This is a genomic window from Streptococcus sp. 2579 (genome assembly GCF_013277195.1).
Classification (GTDB): Bacteria; Bacillota; Bacilli; order Lactobacillales; family Streptococcaceae; genus Streptococcus.
Genome location: NZ_VMMM01000013.1, coordinates 1 through 21,748, shown reverse-complemented (window position 1 = coordinate 21,748; position 21,748 = coordinate 1). Strand labels below are relative to the sequence as shown.

The window sequence follows — 21,748 nt, the reverse complement described above, 5'->3', positions numbered from 1 at the left end:
GGTTTGAAGAGGTTTTCGAAGAGTATCAAGAAGTCGCTCAGAGAAGACTTCTTGATGGCTAATTTGAACTTGAAATTTGGCACTAGAAAATTTTTTGAAAAAAGTGTAATTTTTTTTGTAAAAGCCTTTACAAAAAAAATTAAAGTGGTATAATTAAATCATAAAAGGTGCAAACGTTTTCGTAAAACGTTTGCCTAAATAAAAATAAAGGAGATTTGAATGATGAAAGATACATTCAAAAATGTCTTGTCTTTCGAATTTTGGCAAAAATTCGGTAAGGCTTTGATGGTGGTTATCGCGGTTATGCCGGCTGCTGGTTTGATGATTTCAATCGGTAAGTCTATCGTGATGATTAACCCTAACTTTGCTCCACTCGTTATTACTGGTGGTGTCCTAGAGCAAATCGGTTGGGGGGTTATCGTTAACCTTCATATCTTGTTCGCCCTCGCTATTGGAGGAAGCTGGGCTAAAGAACGTGCTGGTGGTGCTTTCGCCGCTGGTCTTGCCTTCATCTTGATTAACCGTATCACTGGTACAATCTTTGGTGTATCAGGCGATATGTTGAAAAATCCAGATGCTATGGTAACAACTCTCTTTGGTGGATCAATCAAAGTTGCTGATTACTTCATTAGTGTTATGGAAGCCCCAGCATTGAACATGGGTGTATTCGTAGGGATTATTTCTGGTTTTATTGGAGCAACTGCTTACAATAAATACTATAACTTCCGTAAGCTTCCTGATGCACTTTCATTCTTTAACGGAAAACGTTTTGTACCATTTGTAGTTATTCTTCGTTCAATAATTGCTGCAATTGTACTTGCTGCTTTCTGGCCACTTGTGCAAACTGGTATCAATAGCTTTGGTATCTGGATTGCCAACTCACAAGAAACTGCTCCAATCCTTGCACCATTCTTGTATGGTACATTGGAACGTTTGCTCTTGCCATTTGGTCTTCACCACATGTTGACTATCCCAATGAACTACACAGCTCTTGGTGGTACTTATGAAGTCTTAACTGGTGCAGCAAAAGGTAGCCAAGTATTTGGTCAAGATCCACTTTGGCTTGCATGGGTAACAGACCTTGTAAACCTTAAAGGTGCTGATGCTAGTCAATACCAACACTTGTTAGATACTGTTCACCCAGCTCGTTTCAAAGTTGGACAAATGATTGGTTCATTCGGTATCTTGATGGGTGTGGTTGTGGCTATCTACCGTAATGTTGATGCTGACAAGAAACACAAATACAAAGGTATGATGATTGCGACAGCTCTTGCAACATTCTTGACAGGGGTTACTGAACCAATCGAATACATGTTCATGTTCGTCGCAACACCTATGTATCTTGTTTACTCACTTGTTCAAGGTGCTGCCTTCGCTATGGCTGACGTCGTAAACCTACGTATGCACTCATTCGGTTCAATCGAGTTCTTGACTCGTACACCTATTGCAATCAGTGCTGGTATCGGTATGGATATCGTTAACTTCGTTTGGGTAACTGTTCTCTTTGCTGTAATCATGTACTTTATCGCAAACTTCATGATTCAAAAATTCAACTACGCAACTCCAGGGCGTAACGGAAACTACGAAACTGCTGAAGGTTCAGAAGAATCTAGCAGCGAAGTGAAAGTTGCAGCAGGTTCTCAAGCTGTAAACATTATTAACCTTCTTGGTGGACGTGCAAACATCGTTGATGTTGATGCATGTATGACTCGTCTTCGTGTAACTGTTAAAGATGCAGATAAAGTAGGAAATGCAGAGCAATGGAAAGCAGAAGGAGCTATGGGTCTTGTCATGAAAGGACAAGGGGTTCAAGCTATCTACGGTCCAAAAGCTGACGTATTGAAATCTGATATCCAAGATATCCTTGATTCAGGTGAAATCATTCCTGAAACTCTTCCAAGCCAAATGACAGAAGCACAACAAAACACTGTTCACTTCAAAGGTCTTACTGAGGAAGTTTACTCAGTAGCAGACGGCCAAGTTGTTGCTTTGGAACAAGTAAAAGATCCAGTATTTGCTCAAAAAATGATGGGTGATGGATTTGCAGTAGAACCTGCAAATGGAAACATTGTATCTCCAGTTTCAGGTACTGTATCAAGCATCTTCCCAACAAAACATGCTCTTGGTATTGTGACTGAAGCAGGTCTTGAAGTATTGGTTCACATTGGTTTGGACACAGTAAGTCTTGAAGGTAAACCATTTACAGTTCATGTTGCTGAAGGACAAAAAGTTGCAGCAGGTGATCTTCTTGTCACAGCTGACTTGGATGCTATCCGTGCAGCAGGACGTGAGACTTCAACAGTAGTTGTCTTCACAAATGGTGATGCAATTAAATCAGTTAAATTAGAAAAAACAGGTTCTCTTGCAGCTAAAACAGCAGTTGCTAAAGTAGAATTGTAATATACTTGAGGTTGGAAACTGTATTCCAACCTCTTATTTTGGGAGAAAAGAATGAAATTTTTAACACTCAATACTCACAGTTGGATGGAAAAAGAAGCTGAGGAAAAATTCCAGATTTTGCTTGAGGATATTCTTGAAAAGGACTATGATTTGATTTGTTTCCAAGAAATCAATCAGGAGATTACTTCGCCAGAGGTGGACGTTAATGACCTTTATCAAGCTTTGCCAGCAGCTGAGCCTATTCACCAAGACCACTATGTTAGACTCTTGGTTGAAAAGTTGTCTGAGCAAGGGAAAAATTACTACTGGACTTGGGCTTATAATCATATCGGTTATGACCGCTACCATGAAGGTGTGGCTATCTTGTCTAAAACACCTATTGAAGCCAGAGAAATTTTGGTTTCAGATGTGGATGATCCAACAGACTATCATACTCGCCGTGTTGCCTTGGCTGAAACTGTAGTTGATGGTAAGGAGCTTGCAGTTGCCAGTGTCCACCTTTCTTGGTGGGATAAAGGTTTCCAAGAAGAATGGGCACGATTTGAGGCTGTCTTGAAAGAATTGAACAAGCCACTTTTGCTAGCTGGAGATTTCAACAACCCAGCTGGACAGGAAGGCTACCAAGCTATTTTAGCTAGTCCATTAGGCTTACAAGACGCATTTGAAGTTGCTCAAGAGAAAAGTGGTAGCTATACTGTTCCACCAGAAATTGATGGCTGGAAGGGGAATACAGAACCCCTTCGAATCGACTATGTCTTTACTACCAAAGAGTTAGAGGTCGAAAATTTACATGTCGTATTTGATGGTAACAAGAGTCCACAAGTGAGTGATCACTATGGTTTGAATGCTATTTTAAACTGGAAATAATAACTGATACTCTTCGAAAATCTCTTCAAACCACGTCAACGTCGCCTTGCCGTACTCAAGTACAGCCTGCGGCTAGTTTCCTAGTTTGCTCTTTAATTTTCATTGAGTATGAAAAGAGGTTGGAATTATAAAATTCTAGCCTTTTTCTGACTAGAAAAGCTACTGGAAATAGCCTAAATAAGTGAGACTACTGTAATAGAATAAAATATGGTATAATTGGTAAGATAGATAGAATCGAGGGTATTATGTCATTTACGAAATTTCAATTTAAAAACTATATTAGAGAAGCCTTGGAGGAGTTAAAATTTACAACTCCTACAGAGGTGCAAGATAAGTTGATTCCCATTGTCTTGGCAGGTCGAGATTTGGTTGGAGAATCAAAAACAGGTTCAGGTAAGACTCACACTTTCTTGTTACCGATTTTCCAGCAATTAGATGAAGCTAGCGATAGTGTACAAGCAGTGATTACTGCACCGAGTCGTGAGTTGGCTACTCAAATTTACCAAGCAGCCCGTCAGATTGCTGCCCACTCAGATGTCGAAGTTCGTGTGGTTAATTATGTGGGTGGTACGGATAAGGCTCGCCAGATTGAGAAATTGGCAAGCAATCAGCCTCATATTGTTATTGGAACACCTGGCCGTATTTATGACTTAGTTAAGTCTGGTGACCTAGCTATTCACAAGGCTAAGACCTTTGTGGTCGATGAGGCAGACATGACCTTGGATATGGGATTCTTAGAAACTGTTGACAAGATTGCTGGCAGCCTTCCAAAAGACCTGCAATTCATGGTCTTCTCAGCGACTATTCCACAAAAGTTGCAACCATTCTTGAAAAAATATTTGTCAAATCCTGTCATGGAGAAAATCAAGACCAAAACGGTCATTTCTGATACCATTGATAATTGGTTGATTTCTACTAAGGGACGTGACAAGAATGCTCAAATTTACCAGTTGACTCAGTTGATGCAACCCTATTTGGCAATGATTTTTGTTAACACTAAAACGCGTGCTGATGAATTACATTCATATCTGACTACTCAAGGCTTGAAGGTGGCAAAAATCCATGGAGATATTGCCCCTCGTGAACGTAAGCGAATCATGAATCAGGTGAAAAATCTGGATTTTGAGTACATTGTCGCAACAGACTTGGCAGCGCGTGGAATTGATATTGAAGGTGTCAGTCATGTCATCAATGATGCCATTCCGCAAGATTTATCCTTCTTCGTGCACCGTGTTGGTCGTACTGGACGAAACGGCCTGCCAGGTACTGCTATTACCCTTTACCAGCCAAGTAATGACTCGGATATCCGTGAGTTGGAGAAATTAGGAATTAAGTTTACTCCTAAGATGGTCAAAGACGGGGAATTTCAAGGTACTTATGACCGTGATCGTCGTGCCAACCGTGAGAAAAAACAAGATAAACTTGATATCGAAATGATTGGTTTGGTTAAAAAGAAAAAGAAAAAAGTCAAACCGGGTTATAAGAAGAAAATTCAATGGGCGGTTGATGAAAAGCGCCGCAAAACCAAGCGTGCTGAAAATCGCGCTCGCGGTCGTGCAGAGCGTAAAGCTAAACGCCAAACATTTTAATAGAAATTGTTGGAGTACTGAACTCCAACTTTTTGCTTTATGAGAACGAACTATCTAAACCGAAACACTACATTAAAGACTGCAAATTGTGTTGAAAAATGGTATAATGATAAAGTTATATAGTCCCGATAAGATGGTAGGTATTTCTATTTTTTCTTGCGAGTCGCAACTCGCAAAGAATGACGGCTCCAAAGTAGTCGCTCGTCATTCTACGGTTGCCGCTATAATGCGGTCACCCTATGCGCCTTACTAGTTTCAGAAATAAAAAAGTATTGTTTTTATTTCTTTCGCGTCGCAACTCGTAGATGATAGGGATTTCTATCAGTACTTTGTAACTCTATAACACTATTTTTAAGGGGGGACATTTTTATGTCAGAACGTAAATTATTCACGTCTGAGTCTGTATCTGAGGGGCATCCAGATAAGATTGCAGACCAAATTTCAGATGCGATTTTGGATGCTATTTTAGAACAGGATCCAGAGGCGCACGTTGCTGCTGAGACAGCTGTATACACTGGATCTGTCCACGTTTTTGGTGAAATTTCTACAAATGCCTATGTAGATATTAACCGTGTGGTTCGTGATACCATTGCAGAGATTGGCTATACCAATACCGAGTATGGTTTTTCTGCTGAGACTGTAGGAGTACACCCATCTTTGGTGGAACAATCTCCTGACATTGCCCAAGGTGTTAACGAAGCCTTGGAGGTCCGTGGAAATGTTAATCAAGACCCACTTGACTTAATTGGTGCTGGAGACCAAGGGCTCATGTTTGGATTTGCAGTGGATGAAACAGAAGAGCTCATGCCGTTGCCAATTTCACTCAGTCATAAATTGGTTCGTCGTCTGGCAGAACTTCGCAAGTCTGGGGAAATCAGCTATCTTCGCCCAGATGCTAAATCACAAGTTACAGTTGAGTATGATGAAAATGACCGTCCAGTACGTGTGGACACAGTCGTTATTTCAACTCAGCACGATCCAGAAGTCAGCAACGAACAAATTCACAATGATGTCATTAGCAAGGTTATCAAAGAGGTTATTCCAGCCTCTTACTTGGATGAGCAAACAAAATTCTTCATCAATCCTACTGGTCGTTTTGTAATCGGTGGACCTCAAGGAGACTCAGGCTTGACTGGTCGTAAGATTATCGTGGATACCTATGGTGGCTACTCTCGTCACGGTGGTGGTGCCTTCTCTGGTAAGGATGCGACTAAGGTGGACCGTTCTGCGTCATATGCAGCTCGTTATATTGCAAAGAATATCGTTGCAGCAGGTCTTGCTAAGAAAGCAGAAGTGCAATTGGCTTACGCTATCGGTGTTGCCCAGCCTGTTTCTGTCCGTATCGATACCTTTGGTACAGGAACAGTAGCTGAAAGCAAACTTGAAAAAGCGGCTCGTCAAATCTTTGATCTTCGCCCTGCAGGAATTATCCAAATGCTGGATCTCAAGCGCCCAATTTACCGTCAAACAGCGGCTTATGGACACATGGGACGTACAGATATTGATCTTCCGTGGGAACGTTTGGACAAGGTAGAGGTTTTGAAAGAAGCAGTCAAATAAAATATTAAGAGGGGAACTTCCTCTCTTTTTTATAGTTTTTAACTATACTGGGATACTGTTCTGAAAATCCATTTTGTGAAAGTAGAGATTTACATGTATTTCTTTAAAAATGATAAAGGTTGAGATTTCTCCTCGTAATAGATAATCATGGGGATATTTCAATCCAAAGTTTTATTCGTTATCACTTGACTATTGCAAGGTTTTCTAGAGCAACAGAGTCATGGAATGGACTCATGGTTGAGATTTCTCCCTGTTGCTTGGACTTCATTCAAAAGTCTGTTACCCAAGTCTTGTTCAAACTTCCAATACACTAGCTGTTTCCATAGCATGACTTCTGCACTAGACTTTCTTTTCCGAATAAATAGATAGAACCATAGAATCTAGTAAACCTAGAATTAAAACTGTGGTATAATATTAGCAATAAAAGGAATCTGGAGGATCAGAATCATGGTATCAACGAAAACGCAAATTGCTGGTTTTGAGTTTGACAATTGTTTAATGAATGCAGCAGGTGTGGCTTGTATGACGATAGAGGAGCTAGAAGGGGTTAAAAACTCAGTTGCAGGAACCTTTGTCACAAAGACTGCGACCTTGGACTTTCGTCAGGGGAACCCTGAACCACGTTATCAAGATGTTCCACTTGGTTCTATCAACTCTATGGGTCTACCAAATAATGGCTTAGACTATTATTTGGACTATCTTTTGGATTTGCAGGAAAAAGAGCCGAACCGAACTTTCTTCTTATCTCTGGTCGGCATGTCTCCAGAGGAAACTCATACTATCTTGAAAAAAGTCCAGGAGAGTGAGTTTCGTGGCCTGACTGAGCTAAACCTCTCCTGTCCAAATGTTCCAGGAAAACCTCAGATTGCCTATGATTTTGAGACAACAGACCGGATTTTGGCAGAAGTATTTTCCTACTTCACCAAACCTCTTGGAATTAAATTACCACCATATTTTGACATTGTTCACTTTGATCAAGCGGCAGCTATTTTCAATAAGTATCCTCTTAAGTTTGTCAACTGCGTCAACTCAATCGGAAACGGCCTTTATATAGAAGATGAGTCTGTTGTTATCCGTCCTAAAAATGGATTTGGGGGCATTGGTGGGGAGTATATTAAACCAACTGCTTTAGCTAACGTTCACGCCTTCTACCAACGTCTCAATCCTCAAATCCAAATAATCGGAACAGGTGGCGTTCTGACTGGTCGAGATGCCTTTGAACATATCCTCTGTGGAGCAAGTATGGTGCAGGTGGGAACCACCCTTCACAAAGAAGGAGTTGGTGCTTTTGACCGCATTACCAATGAACTAAAAGAAATCATGTCGGAAAAAGGGTACGAGAGCCTAGAAGATTTCCGTGGGAAATTGCGCTATATTGACTAAATTAAATCTAAAAATCAGAAGAAAGGAGAGAAGATGCTAGCCATTGAAGAAAGCCAGAAGTTGACTTTATCAAATTTACCGAGCCTGAGCCTGTTTACAGGCATAGACCAGGGTCAGTTTGAAGTGATGAAGAGTCAAGTATTGAAACAGATTGGCTACGATTCTGCTGACCTCAACTTTGCCTACTTTGATATGAAAGAAGTGGTTTACAAGGATGTTGAACTGGAGTTGGTCAGCCTTCCTTTCTTTGCCGATGAAAAAATCGTGATATTAGACCATTTTGTCGATATGACAACAGGCAAGAAACGCTTTTTAACAGATGATGAACTTAATTCGTTTGAGGAATACCTTGATAACCCTTCACCAACAACCAAGTTGTTGATCTTTGCGGAAGGAAAACTGGATAGCAAAAGACGGTTGGTTAAATTACTTAAGCGTGATGCCAAGGTTTTTGATGCAGTAGAAGCCAAAGAACAAGAATTGCGCCAGTATTTCCAAAAGTGGAGCCAGAAAGAAGGTCTGCAGTTTACCAATCATTCTTTTGAAAATCTCCTTATCAAATCTGGTTTTCAATTTAGCGAAATCCAGAAAAATCTGCTCTTTTTACAGTCCTATAAGGAAGACTATGTTATCGAGGAAGAGGATATTGTTAATGCTATTCCCAAGACCTTGCAGGACAATATTTTTGATTTAACTCAGTTTATTCTGACTAAAAAGATGGATCAGGCGCGAGATTTGGTTAGAGACTTGACCTTGCAAGGGGAAGACGAAATTAAGCTCATAGCTGTCATGCTAGGACAATTTCGGACTTTTACTCAGGTGAAGATTTTGTCGGAGTCTGGGCAAACAGAATCTCAGATTGCAAGTAGTCTAGGAAGTTTTCTCGGACGCAATCCTAATCCCTATCAAATCAAGTTTGCGCTGAGAGATGCGCGAGGACTTTCCTTGAGCTTTTTGAAGCAAGCTATTTCTTATTTGATTGAGACAGACTATCAGATTAAGACAGGTCTTTATGAAAAAGGTTTCCTTTTTGAAAAAGCACTCCTACAGATTGCTAGTCAGGTAAATTGATATTTTTTGAAACTACAACCCACGTCAGGATTATCTTGTCGTGGGTTTCTTGCTGATTTGCTTGTTTTATACTCAATGAAAATCAAAGAGCAAACTAGGAAACTAGCCGCAGGTTGCTCAAAGCACTGCTTTGAGGTTGTAGATAAGACTGACGAAGTCAGCTCAAAACACTGTTTTGAGGTTGTAGATAGAACTGACGAAGTCAGTAACATATATCTACGGCAAGGCGACGTTGACGCGGTTTGAAGAGATTTTCGAAGAGTATTATTAGAAAGTATTTCAGTGATTTCTTCATCTATAAGCAAAAAACTTGAAAAAAGTGAATGTTTGCGTTATCATTTTCATATAGAAAGAAAAAGAGGTATTACAGATGGCTATTATCTTACCAGATCTTCCATATGCATACGACGCTTTGGAACCATACATCGATGCGGAAACAATGCACTTGCACCATGACAAACATCATCAAACTTATGTCAACAATGCTAATGCAGCTCTTGAAAAACACCCTGAAATCGGTGAAGATCTTGAAGCCTTGCTTGCTGATGTAGAATCTATTCCAGCCGATATCCGTCAAGCGCTTATTAACAATGGTGGTGGACACTTGAACCACGCTCTTTTCTGGGAATTGATGACTCCTGAAAAAACAGCTCCATCAGCAGAACTTGCAGCAGCAATCGATGCAACATTTGGTTCATTTGAAGAATTCCAAGCAGCCTTTACTGCAGCCGCAACAACTCGTTTCGGTTCAGGATGGGCATGGTTGGTTGTCAACAAAGAAGGTAAACTTGAAGTGACTTCAACAGCAAACCAAGACACACCAATCTCAGAAGGTAAAAAACCAATCTTGGGCTTGGACGTTTGGGAACATGCTTACTACGTGAAATACCGCAACGTGCGTCCTGACTACATCAAAGCTTTCTTCTCAGTGATCAACTGGAACAAAGTAGATGAATTGTACGCAGCTGCTAAATAATGATAGTTGGAGGGAAGAATTGTTCTTCTCTTTTTAAGGTTATATTATTTTGGTCTGACAAAATCGTCAGACTTTTTTCATTTTTATGAGAAACGTGCTAACTGCTAGAAATTATGGTAGAATAAAGTATTAAGTAATCGTGAAAAAAGGATATCTATGCGAAAAGAAATTGCACCTGAATTATACAACTATAACAAGTTTCCTGGTCCTGAGTTCCATTTACATGGGGACAAGATTGAAACGGAAGGGATAGCTTTTTCCTTGGTGGAAAATATCAAGGATGCCTTTGATGTGACGGCTTTTAATCAGCGTTTTTCAGAAGTCTTAACCAAGTTTGATTATATCGTGGGAGACTGGAGCAACGAACAGCTTCGCCTACGAGGTTTTTACAAGGATGACCGAACAGATGAAAAACTTGAAAAAATCAGTCGTTTACAAGACTATCTTTTAGAGTATTGTAGTTATGGTTGTGCCTATTTTGTCTTAGAAAATGAAGCCCCTAAGCGAGCATCATTTGACAAGAAAATGCGTAAGAAGGAAGAAGAAACACCTTCTAGAAAAGGAAAGAAACCGGCTCAAACAAAACGAAAACCGAATGCAGATAAGAAAAATAGACGTCGTCAGAAAGACCAGCACTCTCAGAAAGAGGACAAGGGGCAACGTCATTTTGTCATTCGTCAGAAGTGAGTAGAGAATAAGGAGTAGAAATGAAACCGTCAATTTATAGTTTAACACGTCAAACCATGCAGGAATGGGTTTTGGAGCAGGGAGAAAAGAAATTCCGTGCAGATCAAATTTGGGAATGGCTATACCGTAAACGTGTCCAGTCATTTGAAGAGATGACCAACCTGTCAAAAGATTTGATTGCTAAGCTTAATGACCAGTTTGTGGTCAATCCCTTGAAACAACGTATCGTTCAAGAGTCTGCTGATGGGACAGTTAAATATCTTTTTGAGTTGCCTGATGGCATGCTGATTGAGACAGTATTGATGAGACAGCACTATGGTTTGTCAGTCTGTGTGACCACTCAGGTTGGCTGTAATATCGGTTGTACCTTCTGTGCTTCTGGTTTGATTAAGAAACAACGTGACCTCAATAACGGTGAAATCGTAGCGCAAATCATGCTGGTTCAGAAATACTTTGATGAGCGTGGTCAGGACGAACGCGTCAGCCATATCGTTGTCATGGGAATTGGTGAACCATTTGATAACTACAACAATGTCTTAAATTTCGTTCGTACTATCAACGATGACAAGGGAATGGCCATCGGTGCTCGTCACATCACAGTTTCAACCTCAGGTTTGGCTCATAAAATTCGTGATTTTGCTAATGAAGGGGTTCAGGTAAATCTTGCTGTTTCTCTTCACGCACCTAACAATGAATTGCGCTCAAGCATCATGAAAATTAACCGTGCCTTTCCGATTGAAAAACTCTTTGCAGCTATTGAGTACTACATTGAGACAACTAATCGTCGTGTGACTTTTGAATATATCATGCTTAATGAAGTTAATGATGGTGTAGAACAAGCCTTGGAATTGGCTGAATTGCTCAAAAACATCAAGAAATTGTCTTATGTAAACTTGATTCCTTATAACCCAGTTAGTGAGCATGATCAATATAGCCGTAGTCCTAAAGAGCGCGTGTTGGCTTTCTATGATACGCTTAAGAAAAAAGGGGTTAACTGTGTGGTTCGTCAAGAGCATGGTACTGATATTGATGCAGCTTGTGGACAATTGCGTTCTAATACAATGAAACGTGACCGCCAGAAAGCAGTCGCAGCAGTCAATCCTTAATGATGAAGAAAACTTATAATCATGTTTTGGTCTGGGGAGTCATTTTCTATAGCATTTGTATCGTCTATTTTTGCTTTACTCCTCAAGAACAATCTCCCGTGGGAGTGGAAACTCCAGGTATTCAGCATCTTGGACGCCTGGTTTTTCTTTTGACTCCTTTCAATTCTTTTTGGAAACTGGGTGAAGTAAGTGACATTGGACAATTATGTTGGATTTTTCTACAAAATATCCTCAATGTCTTCTTGCTTTTTCCTCTGATTTTCCAACTCCTATATCTCCTTCCAAACTTGTGTAAGACAAGAAAAGTAATCTTTTTCAGTTTTCTAGTGAGTCTTGGAATTGAGTGTACGCAGTTGGTCTTAGATTTTTTCTTTGATTTTAATCGCGTCTTTGAGATTGATGATTTGTGGACCAATACCTTGGGTGGTTATCTGGCTTGGCTACTTTATAAACGATTACATAATACTCAATGAAAATCAAAGAGCAAACTAGGAAGCTAGCCGCAGGCTGCTCAAAATACTGTTTTGAGGTTGTAGATAAGACTGACGAAGTCAGTCACATATATACGGCAAGGTGAAGCTGACGTGGTTTGAATTTGATTTTCGAAGAGTATAAAAACAAGATAAGGAATTAAAATGAGTATTTTAGAAGTTAAAAATCTGAGTCACGGTTTTGGTGACCGTGCAATTTTTGAAGATGTGTCTTTCCGTCTTCTCAAGGGAGAACATATCGGTCTGGTCGGTGCTAATGGTGAAGGAAAATCAACCTTTATGAGTATCGTGACTGGTAAAATGCTGCCAGATGAAGGGAAAGTCGAATGGTCTAAATATGTGACTGCTGGTTATTTGGACCAGCACTCCGTCCTTGCTGAAGGGCAGTCGGTGCGCGATGTTCTCCGTACTGCTTTTGATGAGCTTTTCAAAGCAGAAGTCCGTATCAATGACCTTTATATGGAAATGGCTGAAGACGGAGCGGATGTTGATGCTCTTATGGAAGAAGTTGGCGAACTTCAAGACCGTCTGGAGAGTCGTGATTTCTATACCTTAGATGCTAAGATTGACGAAGTGGCGCGTGCCCTTGGTGTTATGGATTTTGGCATGGATACAGATGTAACTTCTTTGTCAGGTGGGCAAAGAACCAAGGTGCTTTTGGCTAAACTTCTCCTTGAAAAGCCTGATATCTTACTTTTGGACGAGCCGACCAACTACTTGGATGCTGAGCATATTGACTGGCTTAAGCGCTATCTCCAAAACTATGAGAATGCCTTTGTCCTCATTTCACATGATATTCCATTCCTGAACGACGTTATAAATATCGTCTATCATGTGGAAAATCAACAGCTGACGCGTTACTCTGGTGACTACTACCAGTTCCAAGAAGTCTATGCTATGAAGAAATCTCAGCTAGAGGCAGCCTACGAACGCCAGCAGAAAGAAATTGCGGATCTCAAGGATTTTGTGGCTCGAAACAAAGCGCGTGTTGCAACACGAAACATGGCCATGTCCCGCCAGAAGAAATTGGATAAGATGGATATTATCGAGCTACAAAGTGAGAAACCAAAACCATCCTTTGATTTCAAACCAGCTCGTACGCCAGGGCGCTTTATCTTCCAAGCCAAGGATTTGCAGATTGGTTACGACCGTCCACTTACCAAGCCATTAAACCTTACTTTTGAACGTAATCAGAAAGTTGCCATTATTGGAGCAAATGGTATCGGGAAAACAACTCTCTTGAAGAGTCTCCTAGGCATTATTCCACCTATTGCTGGGGAAGTTGAACGAGGTGATTACCTAGAACTTGGTTACTTTGAACAGGAAGTAGAGGGAGGTAATCGCCAAACACCACTAGAGGCTGTCTGGAATGCCTTTCCTGCTCTCAACCAAGCAGAAGTCCGTGCAGCCCTTGCCCGTTGTGGTCTGACAACCAAGCATATTGAAAGCCAAATTCAGGTCTTGTCAGGTGGGGAACAAGCCAAGGTTCGTTTCTGTCTCTTGATGAATCGTGAAAACAATGTTTTAGTGCTGGACGAGCCAACCAACCACTTAGATGTGGACGCCAAGGATGAACTCAAACGCGCTCTCAAAGAATACAAGGGATCTATTCTTATGGTCTGCCACGAGCCAGACTTCTATGAAGGCTGGATGGACCAAATCTGGGATTTTAACAAGCTAACTTAAAAATAAGGATAAAAGAAATACAGTACCGAATGTGGATACTGTATTTTTTTGGTTTTTATGATTTAAAATCGTAGTCTTTCACCACTTCGATGCTGTCGATTGTGATAGCAGTAGTTGGCTTGTCTTTTTCATCTTTTTCGGCTTTGGCAATCTTATCTACAACATCCATACCGTCAATCACTTGACCAAAGACTGGGTGTTTGCCATCTAAACTAGGGTTTCCCCCTTCTTTGTAGGCTTCAATGATTTTCTTTGGATACTTGCTTGTAGGGAGTTTAGCAGAGGTATCTGTAGAGTTTTGGTTGATGAAGAACTGACTGCCATTGGTGTTTGGTTGACCAGTATTAGCCATAGCAAGAGCACCACGGATGTTATAGAGATAAGGAGTAATCTCGTTTTTGAAACCAGTTCCCTTATCTTTAGTCTTATCCTTGTCATGCCAGATGGACTGACCACCTGTACCGTCCCCTTTTGGATCTCCAGTTTGGACCATAAAGCCATCGATGACACGGTGGAAGGTAATGCCGTTATAGTAGCCTTCTTTGGCATGAGTGAGGAAGTTTTCAACCGCTAGAGGAGCGAGTTTAGGGAAGAGTTTAATGCGAATATCACCTTGGCTTGTGTGGAGAATCACTTCGGCTTCATCTTCAGCAACTTCCTTAGAAAGTTGTGGGAAATTGGCGTTTTCGTTTGTTAAAGCATCGTTTAACTCCTTGGCAGATTGTGCTGCTGCTTTGGAGCTTTCCTCAGCGGCAAGACTGGAATCAACATAGTCATCACCACGCAAACTGCGTTGGATGCTGCTACATCCAGCTAGGGCTACAGTTGATAGTAAAAGAAGGGTTGCTAGTTTTTTCATTCTGATCCTCTCAAAAATTCATTTCTACCATTGTACCCTAAAAGGAAGGGGATTTCAAATATTAGTGACAATACAGTTTAAGAGGAAGCCAACCAGAAAGTCGCTTGCTTAGGGGCATCAATGCCATAAGTATACTCAAAGTATTTTGGAAACCAGATCTTAAGAAAGCTCGTAAAGCATCACAATTTAGTAAAGGTTAATTCGAAAGAATTACTATATTTTAAAAGAGCACATTTTCAAAGGATTTTTTCTTTTGGCTTCAATTCCTAATCAATCAATGAACTTAATACTAGGTCTCGAAAAGAATTATGCTTCCTCTTTCTGTCTGAGTTCAAAGAGGTCTTCTACTTTCAGATTAAAAACTTGAGCAATTTTAAGAGCCATTTCCAGCGAAGGATTGTAACGGTTATTTTCCAAGTGCAGAATTGTCTCGCGTCGCATGCCGATGCGGTCGGCTAACTCCTGCTGGGTCATGCCTGTGGACTCACGAACAGATTTAAGCTTAGTAATAATATTGCTTTCTTTAGCCATGCTTATCCTCTACGTTCCAAGATAAAATAGACAACCGCAAAGATGCAAATCAAGGCAGCTATGCTAATAAATATCTGGCCTATGTAAAGAGTGAGAGCCCCCATATACCCAATGATAACTGATAGGATCATCAGTGCGCCTAGTATAAAAACAAACATCAAGCTAGCTGCCTTTGCTAAATTAGCATAAAAGCGTTCGTCCGGAGTTTCCTTGACATTTTTCAAAGAGAAAAAACCAAATACAATCACTTCAATAACGAGGCCAATTCCCAAAATCCATTCTTTAATACCAGAACTTACGCTTGGGGTCGCAATCCAAATTCCTACTGTATAAAAAATGCTTGCTGCAAATATAAGTATCGTGTAAAGCTTAGCAGACAAGTCAAAAATAATCTTTCCCTTACCTTTCTGACTCTTATGTAGCCAGCTCCAAATAGCTACAATTTGACCTGGTACTGAAATACCAGTAATAACTAACTTGGGTCCCCAACTAAGATTAGAACCAAATAAAACAATAAAATCAATAAAGAGAGCTACGGCAATCATTGCAATGAGGCCACGCATTTTTTGACTTTTTTTCATGATAGACTCCTTTTTTGTGTTATAAATATATAACACTTAAATTTTATGTTACAAATATATCATATTTGAATTTGGAAAGCAAGAATTTATGTACCAAGGTGGCAATTATTTGAAAAATTTTTTTAATAAAAACCCTCGCTAGTCAAATAACTAAAGAATTCTTTGAAGCAATGCATCGGATTTGGTTTGGATAGTTTCGTTAATAATATTTGATGATAAAGAATTTTTGAAAAATCTAGATACTGTATGAATATCTACTTTTTTTCTTAGACTGTTACAAAGTCTGTCAGAATAGGCGTTGTAGGTGTAGAAGTTAATTTTTATAGAACTAAATTATTCCCCTATTTAGAATCTATTGATTCATATTTTATAAACTAAAATTAGTAGATATCTTTCTTAAAATCCTTGATATTTCGCTTGGGATTTAGGAGCCAAGCATTCAAATCATGTTCAGGTGAGATGAAGGGCTTAACTTGGTGGTCTTTATCACATTTTTCTAAAATAGTATTCACTGATAGCCTCTTTCAAACATTTATTTCCTACTTCTAACAAATTTATAAATGGTTTAAAAATTTTATAGTCTGTCAAGTTTTTTTCTTGACACCTGTCAGAAATCTGCTATAATAGAACATGTGCTAAATAGCTCAGCTATTTCACTCAAATAAAAAATAAGAAAAGAGACTTTAAAAATGGCAGTTAAAATCCGTTTGACTCGTATGGGTTCTAAGAAAAAACCTTTCTACCGTATCAACGTAGCAGATTCACGTTCACCACGTGACGGACGTTTCATCGAAACAGTTGGAACTTACAACCCACTTGTTGCTGAAAACCAAGTAACTTTGAAAGAAGACCGCGTTCTTGCATGGTTGGCTGATGGAGCTCAACCTTCAGATACAGTTCGCAACATCCTTTCAAAAGAAGGTGTATTGAAGAAATTCCACGATTCTAAATTCTCAAAATAAGTTTAAAGTAGGTTGACAGATGGATACGATTGAAAATCTCATTATTGCGATTGTGAAACCCTTAATTTCACAACCAGATGCCTTAACTATCAAGATTGAAGGTACACCAGAATTTTTGGAATATCATTTGAATCTTGATCAAAGCGATGTGGGTCGTGTAATCGGTCGTAAGGGTCGCACTATTTCTGCGATAAGAACGATTGTCTACTCTGTCCCAACTGAATACAAAAAAGTAAGAATCGTTATTGACGAAAAATAAGAAGGGCGGGACGAATGTCTCGCTTTTTTTGCAAGGAGCAGGATATGAAGGATTTAACGTTTAGACAATTACAAGACTATCTACTGGAACATTACTAGCAGTCTCGTACTGAGGAAGGTCTCTTTATGAAGTTAGTGGAGGAAGTCGGAGAAGTAGCTGAGGTTTTGAATGGTCGTTCTGGTAGAAAAGAGGAGGTTCAGGATTCTAACGAGGAACTAGTAAAAGAACTGGCTGCTATCATTCACTACACCGTCGCAATCGCTGTCATCAACCATATTGACCTTACCAAGACTATCTTTGAGAAAGACAAGACTGCAGCCATTAAGTACCAACATGAACGTGATTTGGAAGGATTTTTGAAGGGAAAGTAGAGATGTTGTCCTCTTCCTCCAACTTGAGAAAATCTTTGGAACGTGATAAAATAAAGGATAGAAATAGACTACAGGAGACAAGATGAACTACTTTAATGTTGGGAAAATCGTCAATACTCAAGGGTTGCAGGGTGAGATGCGAGTCTTGTCTGTGACGGATTTTGCAGAAGAACGGTTTAAAAAAGGAGCTGAGCTGGCCTTGTTTGATGAAAAAGATCAGTTTGTTCAAACAGTGACCATTGCTATCCACCGTAAACAGAAGAACTTTGACATTATTAAATTCAAAGATATGTACCATATCAATGCGATTGAAAAGTACAAGGGATACAGTCTCAAGGTCGCTGAGGAAGATTTGAATGACTTAGATGATGGTGAATTTTACTATCACGAGATTATCGGTTTGGAAGTCTATGAGGATGATAACTTGATTGGAACCATCAAAGAAATCCTGCAACCAGGTGCCAACGATGTCTGGGTGGTCAAGCGAAAAGGCAAGCGTGATTTGTTATTACCTTATATCCCACCAGTGATTCTCAATGTTGATATTCCAAATAACCGCGTCGATGTGGAAATCTTAGAAGGGTTAGACGATGAAGATTGATATTTTAACCCTTTTTCCAGAGATGTTTTCTCCGCTAGAGCACTCAATCGTTGGAAAGGCACGTGAAAAAGGGCTCTTGGATATCCAGTATCATAACTTCCGAGAAAATGCTGAAAAGGCCCGCCATGTCGATGATGAACCATATGGAGGCGGTCAGGGGATGTTGCTCCGAGCCCAACCCATTTTCGATGCCTTTGATGCTATTGAAAAGAAAAATCCGCGCGTCATTCTCCTCGATCCTGCTGGAAAGCAGTTTGATCAGGCTTATGCTGAGGATTTAGCTCAAGAGGAAGAGCTAATCTTTATCTGTGGGCACTATGAGGGTTATGATGAGCGAATTAAGACCTTGGTGACAGATGAGATCTCCCTGGGCGACTATGTCTTGACTGGTGGAGAGTTGGCGGCTATGACCATGATTGATGCTACTGTACGCCTGATTCCAGAAGTGATTGGCAAGGAGTCTAGCCACCAAGATGATAGTTTTTCTTCAGGCCTTCTCGAATATCCTCAATACACACGTCCTTATGATTATCGAGGTATGCTTGTGCCAGATGTACTGATGAGCGGGCACCATGAAAAGATTCGTCAGTGGCGCCTGTATGAGAGTTTAAAGAAAACCTACGAGCGCAGACCGGATTTGTTAGAAAATTATCAACTGACAGCAGAAGAAGAAAAAATGCTGGCAGAAATCAAAGAAAACAAAGAATAAAGGAGATACCTATGCAAGTAATCAAACGTGATGGAGAAATTGCTGAATTTAATCCAGATAAGATTTACCAAGCTATCTTAAAGGCAGCCCAGACTGTCTATGTATTGACAGATGATTTACGTCAAAACCTTGCACAAGTCACTAAGAAAGTGGTTTTGGATTTGGAAGAAGCCAAGGTGGAACGTGCTACCATTAGCATGATTCAGTCTATGGTTGAACATCGTTTGCTGGGTGCAGGTTACATTACCATTGCAGAACACTACATTTCCTATCGTCTACAACGTGACTTGGAAAGAAGTGGTTATGGAGATCATATCGCAGTTCATTTACATTTTGAACAAGTTCGCTAAGAAAAAAGAGTGGGATGAAGCAACTACATCTCACTCTTTCTTAAATCTATTTTTTTGGGCTGTTTGGACAGTTGAAGGGACAAATCGCAGGCGTTGAATATCGCTTATACGGATAATACGGGTCACATTTTTGGCAAAATTTTTCACAATAATTTGCTGTCCTTGCTGATCGTATTTGATGATGTCACCTGTAAAACTTGTCTCTGACAAGATAAGGTGAACAGCGGTTTGTTTCTGGATAGCCTCTTCAATAGTGGCTGTAAGGGAGTTGCTTTCAGTCTGATCTGGTTCTTCAAGTCCATTTAAAAAGTCATGTATTTTACCTAGAACTTGCTGGAATTTATGTCTCATATTGGCCTCCCTTCTTTTATATCAATATTATATAAAATTTTCCTAAAATCTACAAGATTTTACGAATAATCAGATGAAAGCTAAAAAGGAGAAGAAAATGGCAGAATTTACATTTGAAATCGAAGAGCACTTGTTGACTCTTTCTGAAAACGAAAAAGGTTGGACCAAGGAAATCAACCGTGTGAGCTTTAATGGAGCCCCTGCAAAGTTTGATATTCGTGCTTGGAGTCCAGATCATACTAAAATGGGCAAAGGGATTACTCTCTCCAATGAAGAATTTCAAACGATGGTGGATGCTTTTAAAGGAAAATAAGTTGTCAAAATGAAAGAAAAGGATATTGAGTTATGACAACTCGATATCCTTTTTTAGTTAGTAAAGTAAGCCTGATTTTTAAGACGTTGAAGTAGTGGACGGCTAATAAAACTAATAGCAATAATTTTACCAAGATCTGGGATGATAAAGGGAATGACCCCCACAACAAGAGCTTTTTCAAATGTCATTCCAGCTAGGAAATGCAAGCTGAGAATCCCTCCGACAAAGACAAGGGCATCACCCAATAGATTTGCAAGAAAAATCTTGACAATCCCGCTCTTGCTGTTAGTTAGGGAAGAAGTAAGTCCAGAGTATACAAGATAAAACCAAAGATAGCCTGCAGTAGGACCAACTAAAGCCTGAAAACCAGCTCCACCTCCTGCAAAAACAGGAAGACCGATAGCACCTAGAAGAAGATAGAGTCCCACAGAAAGTACAGCCTCTCTCGGTCTAAAGACAGTAGCAATCAAGCCGATTGCAAAGTTTTGCAGAGTGAAGGGGACGGGTCCAATTGGAAGACTGATTTGTGCCAAAACAGCAATGAGAGCAGCCCCAATAGCAGGGATAGCATAAACGTGAGCTTTTTTCAAAATAGCTAACCTCTTTTCTGATATATAGTAACTATTATACTCGTAGAGGAATTATTGTCAACCTATTTTTAAAAACAAGGTAACAAAAATTGTAACAGCCGATTTGATTCACAAGAGAAGTTGGATAATTGTTTTTTATCGATTTGTAAATCGCCTTTATAGATAATCTCATTTTATCAATAAAAAATATACTATAAATACTTGACAAACTAAAATATTAGTATTAAATTAATATTATAAACGCTTACAAATAAATGTGTTCAATTTTAAAATAGAGAATTATTACTGAGTTTTTGTCAAATATTATAATTCAAGGAGAAGTAAAATACAAAAAATTTACTAAGAAGAAGTTCATTTTGCTGGCTACAAGTTTTTTCAGTTTTGGATTTGCTACTACAGCTAGTGTTGGTAGTGAAACTACAGCAATCCCAGTTCTATATCCGATTATTGATTTATGGAAGTATGGTGTAAGTGATAGCTATGGTTATTCGAATTACTTTGTTAGTTCTTCAAATAATATTAGTTCAGAGTCATCAGTAACGAATATTTTGGGAACGTTAAAGTTCACGATAAAAAAGATTATAGATGGACATTTTCAAGCAAAAAATTTGAAATGATGTTCGATTAAATGCACATTGGGATTATTATAGATTTTAAAAAATAATTTATGAAAACAAGAGACCCAATTATAAAATAGAGTCTTTTGTCATATGGTAATTGCTTATGAAATTAAAATTATGTATCATTGGATTCTTCTTTTGTTTGATTGCTACAATTGGTCTGGTCACTATTAGTGATACCGAAATCCCCATACCTTTACCAATTGATGGTGCTTTTTCTATCCAAGGAAAAAGTAATCTTTCTAATAACGAAATATACGAAATGGTTCGTGACTTATCAAAAACGGAAAAGGTTACCATTTACAAGCCAATCGTTCAGAGTTCGGGTCAGTTGAAGTATGTAAACTTTGATGATGTAAATAATGAACAATTAAAGTCAGCACCAATAGTAGGGATGTATTACACACTTGGGAAAATAGATGTAGACAGTTTGAAACCACTTACGATGACTGGACTACAAACAGTATATATGGCTTATCCTTGGTATATAGGAGGAATATTACAATTTACTGGAACTTTAAGAATACTGTTAATGGGTTCAATTTACTTAACTTTATTAGTTGTTTTATTTGTTGTTAGGACGAGGCAGATCAAAGAAGGAGTGATACGACGTTCTTTGGGCTTGCCTGTATACGACCTTAGAAGAGAGTATGTCATTTCTCTTATTTTTGAACTGATTATGATGGCTTTATTGATGATTTCTTACAGTTCTTTTTTGGGTAATGGTTTCTTCACCTATAGTTCTAAGTTATTTTTCTCTCTGCTTTTAACGAATTTTATACTATTTCAAATCATTGATCTCATTACCTTTGTTTTATTATGTGACTATTAGTCT

At 39.3% G+C, this 21,748-nt stretch carries 24 protein-coding genes and 2 pseudogenes; 20 read left to right on the top strand and 6 right to left on the bottom strand.

The features are described 5' to 3' along the window. The first annotated feature begins 219 nt into the window (after positions 1 to 219). From HT725_RS07145 to HT725_RS07095, 11 genes are all read left to right on the top strand, one after another. Positions 220 to 2,400 carry a PTS transporter subunit IIBC gene (locus HT725_RS07145; protein WP_173253325.1) on the top strand — a complete coding sequence of 727 codons (2,181 nt, stop codon included), beginning with the start codon at positions 220 to 222 and terminating at the stop codon, positions 2,398 to 2,400. A gap of 51 nt (positions 2,401 to 2,451) precedes the next feature. Beyond that, positions 2,452 to 3,267, top strand: a complete 816-nt coding sequence (locus tag HT725_RS07140) for an endonuclease/exonuclease/phosphatase family protein (protein WP_173253324.1) — start codon at positions 2,452 to 2,454, stop codon at positions 3,265 to 3,267. Positions 3,268 to 3,512: 245 nt separating this feature from the next. Then, entirely contained in the window at positions 3,513 to 4,856 is a 1,344-nt protein-coding gene (locus HT725_RS07135) for a DEAD/DEAH box helicase (RefSeq protein WP_173253323.1), read from the top strand. A gap of 369 nt (positions 4,857 to 5,225) precedes the next feature. Continuing rightward, the gene (gene metK / locus HT725_RS07130) at positions 5,226 to 6,416 is read left to right on the top strand and encodes a methionine adenosyltransferase (RefSeq protein ID WP_173253322.1); all 1,191 of its coding nucleotides are present in this window, start codon (positions 5,226 to 5,228) and stop codon (positions 6,414 to 6,416) included. A gap of 447 nt (positions 6,417 to 6,863) precedes the next feature. Beyond that, complete coding sequence (locus HT725_RS07125) at positions 6,864 to 7,799, top strand: dihydroorotate oxidase (protein ID WP_173253321.1); 936 nt, start codon at positions 6,864 to 6,866, stop codon at positions 7,797 to 7,799. Positions 7,800 to 7,832: 33 nt separating this feature from the next. Then, entirely contained in the window at positions 7,833 to 8,870 is a 1,038-nt protein-coding gene (gene holA, locus HT725_RS07120) for a DNA polymerase III subunit delta (protein ID WP_173253320.1), read from the top strand. Between the two features lie 370 nt (positions 8,871 to 9,240). After that, on the top strand, positions 9,241 to 9,846 hold the full coding sequence (gene sodA / locus HT725_RS07115; RefSeq protein ID WP_000974733.1) for a superoxide dismutase SodA: 606 nt from the start codon (positions 9,241 to 9,243) through the stop codon (positions 9,844 to 9,846). A 156-nt stretch (positions 9,847 to 10,002) separates the two neighbouring features. After that, positions 10,003 to 10,533 carry a YutD family protein gene (locus HT725_RS07110; protein ID WP_173253319.1) on the top strand — a complete coding sequence of 177 codons (531 nt, stop codon included), beginning with the start codon at positions 10,003 to 10,005 and terminating at the stop codon, positions 10,531 to 10,533. Between the two features lie 20 nt (positions 10,534 to 10,553). Continuing rightward, the gene (gene rlmN / locus HT725_RS07105; protein ID WP_000804760.1) at positions 10,554 to 11,639 is read left to right on the top strand and encodes a 23S rRNA (adenine(2503)-C(2))-methyltransferase RlmN; all 1,086 of its coding nucleotides are present in this window, start codon (positions 10,554 to 10,556) and stop codon (positions 11,637 to 11,639) included. Beyond that, complete coding sequence (locus tag HT725_RS07100) at positions 11,639 to 12,112, top strand: VanZ family protein (RefSeq protein WP_173253318.1); 474 nt, start codon at positions 11,639 to 11,641, stop codon at positions 12,110 to 12,112. Before rlmN ends, HT725_RS07100 begins: the two co-directional genes overlap by 1 nt. Before the next feature lie 162 nt (positions 12,113 to 12,274). Continuing rightward, complete coding sequence (locus HT725_RS07095; protein WP_173253317.1) at positions 12,275 to 13,816, top strand: ABC-F family ATP-binding cassette domain-containing protein; 1,542 nt, start codon at positions 12,275 to 12,277, stop codon at positions 13,814 to 13,816. A gap of 55 nt (positions 13,817 to 13,871) precedes the next feature. Here the strand turns inward: HT725_RS07095 and HT725_RS07090 are convergent, their stop codons facing one another. From HT725_RS07090 to HT725_RS10410, 4 genes are all read right to left on the bottom strand, one after another. Next, positions 13,872 to 14,675: a peptidylprolyl isomerase gene (locus HT725_RS07090; RefSeq protein ID WP_000731911.1), complete on the bottom strand. Its 804-nt coding sequence runs from the start codon at positions 14,673 to 14,675 to the stop codon at positions 13,872 to 13,874. A 306-nt stretch (positions 14,676 to 14,981) separates the two neighbouring features. Further along, the gene (locus tag HT725_RS07085) at positions 14,982 to 15,206 is read right to left on the bottom strand and encodes a helix-turn-helix transcriptional regulator (protein WP_173253316.1); all 225 of its coding nucleotides are present in this window, start codon (positions 15,204 to 15,206) and stop codon (positions 14,982 to 14,984) included. A 2-nt stretch (positions 15,207 to 15,208) separates the two neighbouring features. Beyond that, positions 15,209 to 15,787 carry a DUF3796 domain-containing protein gene (locus HT725_RS07080; protein WP_173253315.1) on the bottom strand — a complete coding sequence of 193 codons (579 nt, stop codon included), beginning with the start codon at positions 15,785 to 15,787 and terminating at the stop codon, positions 15,209 to 15,211. Positions 15,788 to 16,167: 380 nt separating this feature from the next. After that, a complete protein-coding gene (locus HT725_RS10410) occupies positions 16,168 to 16,299 on the bottom strand; it encodes a hypothetical protein (RefSeq protein WP_267240441.1) in 132 nt (43 codons plus the stop codon). 177 nt (positions 16,300 to 16,476) lie between these two features. Between HT725_RS10410 and rpsP the strand changes: the two genes are divergently transcribed. The 6 genes and pseudogenes from rpsP (at position 16,477) to HT725_RS07050 (ending at position 19,039) form a co-directional block, all read left to right on the top strand. Further along, positions 16,477 to 16,749 carry a 30S ribosomal protein S16 gene (gene rpsP, locus HT725_RS07075; RefSeq protein WP_000268760.1) on the top strand — a complete coding sequence of 91 codons (273 nt, stop codon included), beginning with the start codon at positions 16,477 to 16,479 and terminating at the stop codon, positions 16,747 to 16,749. Between the two features lie 19 nt (positions 16,750 to 16,768). After that, a complete protein-coding gene (gene kphA / locus HT725_RS07070) occupies positions 16,769 to 17,008 on the top strand; it encodes an RNA-binding protein KphA (protein WP_173253314.1) in 240 nt (79 codons plus the stop codon). A gap of 44 nt (positions 17,009 to 17,052) precedes the next feature. After that, a pseudogene (locus tag HT725_RS07065) lies at positions 17,053 to 17,379 on the top strand (nucleotide pyrophosphohydrolase). A gap of 82 nt (positions 17,380 to 17,461) precedes the next feature. Further along, the gene (gene rimM, locus HT725_RS07060) at positions 17,462 to 17,980 is read left to right on the top strand and encodes a ribosome maturation factor RimM (RefSeq protein WP_173253313.1); all 519 of its coding nucleotides are present in this window, start codon (positions 17,462 to 17,464) and stop codon (positions 17,978 to 17,980) included. Continuing rightward, positions 17,970 to 18,689 (top strand): tRNA (guanosine(37)-N1)-methyltransferase TrmD, encoded by a 720-nt coding sequence (trmD, locus tag HT725_RS07055; RefSeq protein ID WP_173253312.1) that lies wholly within the window; start codon positions 17,970 to 17,972, stop codon positions 18,687 to 18,689. Before rimM ends, trmD begins: the two co-directional genes overlap by 11 nt. Positions 18,690 to 18,700: 11 nt before the next feature. Then, the gene (locus tag HT725_RS07050) at positions 18,701 to 19,039 is read left to right on the top strand and encodes an ATP cone domain-containing protein (RefSeq protein WP_001196041.1); all 339 of its coding nucleotides are present in this window, start codon (positions 18,701 to 18,703) and stop codon (positions 19,037 to 19,039) included. A 30-nt stretch (positions 19,040 to 19,069) separates the two neighbouring features. Here the strand turns inward: HT725_RS07050 and HT725_RS07045 are convergent, their stop codons facing one another. After that, positions 19,070 to 19,390, bottom strand: coding sequence for a hypothetical protein (locus HT725_RS07045; protein ID WP_173253311.1), 321 nt, complete (start codon positions 19,388 to 19,390; stop codon positions 19,070 to 19,072). A gap of 97 nt (positions 19,391 to 19,487) precedes the next feature. Between HT725_RS07045 and HT725_RS07040 the strand changes: the two genes are divergently transcribed. Further along, complete coding sequence (locus tag HT725_RS07040) at positions 19,488 to 19,703, top strand: YdbC family protein (protein ID WP_049542960.1); 216 nt, start codon at positions 19,488 to 19,490, stop codon at positions 19,701 to 19,703. 53 nt (positions 19,704 to 19,756) lie between these two features. Here HT725_RS07040 and HT725_RS07035 read toward each other — a convergent pair whose 3' ends face one another. Then, the gene (locus tag HT725_RS07035; RefSeq protein WP_173253310.1) at positions 19,757 to 20,293 is read right to left on the bottom strand and encodes a biotin transporter BioY; all 537 of its coding nucleotides are present in this window, start codon (positions 20,291 to 20,293) and stop codon (positions 19,757 to 19,759) included. A 293-nt stretch (positions 20,294 to 20,586) separates the two neighbouring features. Between HT725_RS07035 and HT725_RS10120 the strand changes: the two genes are divergently transcribed. Beyond that, a complete protein-coding gene (locus tag HT725_RS10120; RefSeq protein WP_240149617.1) occupies positions 20,587 to 20,910 on the top strand; it encodes a hypothetical protein in 324 nt (107 codons plus the stop codon). Between the two features lie 106 nt (positions 20,911 to 21,016). Then, positions 21,017 to 21,730: pseudogene (locus HT725_RS07030) on the top strand (ABC transporter permease); the annotation flags it as partial. Positions 21,731 to 21,748 lie beyond the last annotated feature (18 nt).

Coding starts and splice junctions, on each gene's coding strand:
- HT725_RS07145 (WP_173253325.1), top strand. CDS start 220: ATGATGAAAGATACATTCAAAAATGTCTTGTCTTTCGAATTTTGGCAA.
- HT725_RS07140 (WP_173253324.1), top strand. CDS start 2,452: ATGAAATTTTTAACACTCAATACTCACAGTTGGATGGAAAAAGAAGCT.
- HT725_RS07135 (WP_173253323.1), top strand. CDS start 3,513: ATGTCATTTACGAAATTTCAATTTAAAAACTATATTAGAGAAGCCTTG.
- metK (WP_173253322.1), top strand. CDS start 5,226: ATGTCAGAACGTAAATTATTCACGTCTGAGTCTGTATCTGAGGGGCAT.
- HT725_RS07125 (WP_173253321.1), top strand. CDS start 6,864: ATGGTATCAACGAAAACGCAAATTGCTGGTTTTGAGTTTGACAATTGT.
- holA (WP_173253320.1), top strand. CDS start 7,833: ATGCTAGCCATTGAAGAAAGCCAGAAGTTGACTTTATCAAATTTACCG.
- sodA (WP_000974733.1), top strand. CDS start 9,241: ATGGCTATTATCTTACCAGATCTTCCATATGCATACGACGCTTTGGAA.
- HT725_RS07110 (WP_173253319.1), top strand. CDS start 10,003: ATGCGAAAAGAAATTGCACCTGAATTATACAACTATAACAAGTTTCCT.
- rlmN (WP_000804760.1), top strand. CDS start 10,554: ATGAAACCGTCAATTTATAGTTTAACACGTCAAACCATGCAGGAATGG.
- HT725_RS07100 (WP_173253318.1), top strand. CDS start 11,639: ATGATGAAGAAAACTTATAATCATGTTTTGGTCTGGGGAGTCATTTTC.
- HT725_RS07095 (WP_173253317.1), top strand. CDS start 12,275: ATGAGTATTTTAGAAGTTAAAAATCTGAGTCACGGTTTTGGTGACCGT.
- HT725_RS07090 (WP_000731911.1), bottom strand. CDS start 14,675: ATGAAAAAACTAGCAACCCTTCTTTTACTATCAACTGTAGCCCTAGCT.
- HT725_RS07085 (WP_173253316.1), bottom strand. CDS start 15,206: ATGGCTAAAGAAAGCAATATTATTACTAAGCTTAAATCTGTTCGTGAG.
- HT725_RS07080 (WP_173253315.1), bottom strand. CDS start 15,787: ATGAAAAAAAGTCAAAAAATGCGTGGCCTCATTGCAATGATTGCCGTA.
- rpsP (WP_000268760.1), top strand. CDS start 16,477: ATGGCAGTTAAAATCCGTTTGACTCGTATGGGTTCTAAGAAAAAACCT.
- kphA (WP_173253314.1), top strand. CDS start 16,769: ATGGATACGATTGAAAATCTCATTATTGCGATTGTGAAACCCTTAATT.
- rimM (WP_173253313.1), top strand. CDS start 17,462: ATGAACTACTTTAATGTTGGGAAAATCGTCAATACTCAAGGGTTGCAG.
- trmD (WP_173253312.1), top strand. CDS start 17,970: ATGAAGATTGATATTTTAACCCTTTTTCCAGAGATGTTTTCTCCGCTA.
- HT725_RS07050 (WP_001196041.1), top strand. CDS start 18,701: ATGCAAGTAATCAAACGTGATGGAGAAATTGCTGAATTTAATCCAGAT.
- HT725_RS07045 (WP_173253311.1), bottom strand. CDS start 19,390: ATGAGACATAAATTCCAGCAAGTTCTAGGTAAAATACATGACTTTTTA.
- HT725_RS07040 (WP_049542960.1), top strand. CDS start 19,488: ATGGCAGAATTTACATTTGAAATCGAAGAGCACTTGTTGACTCTTTCT.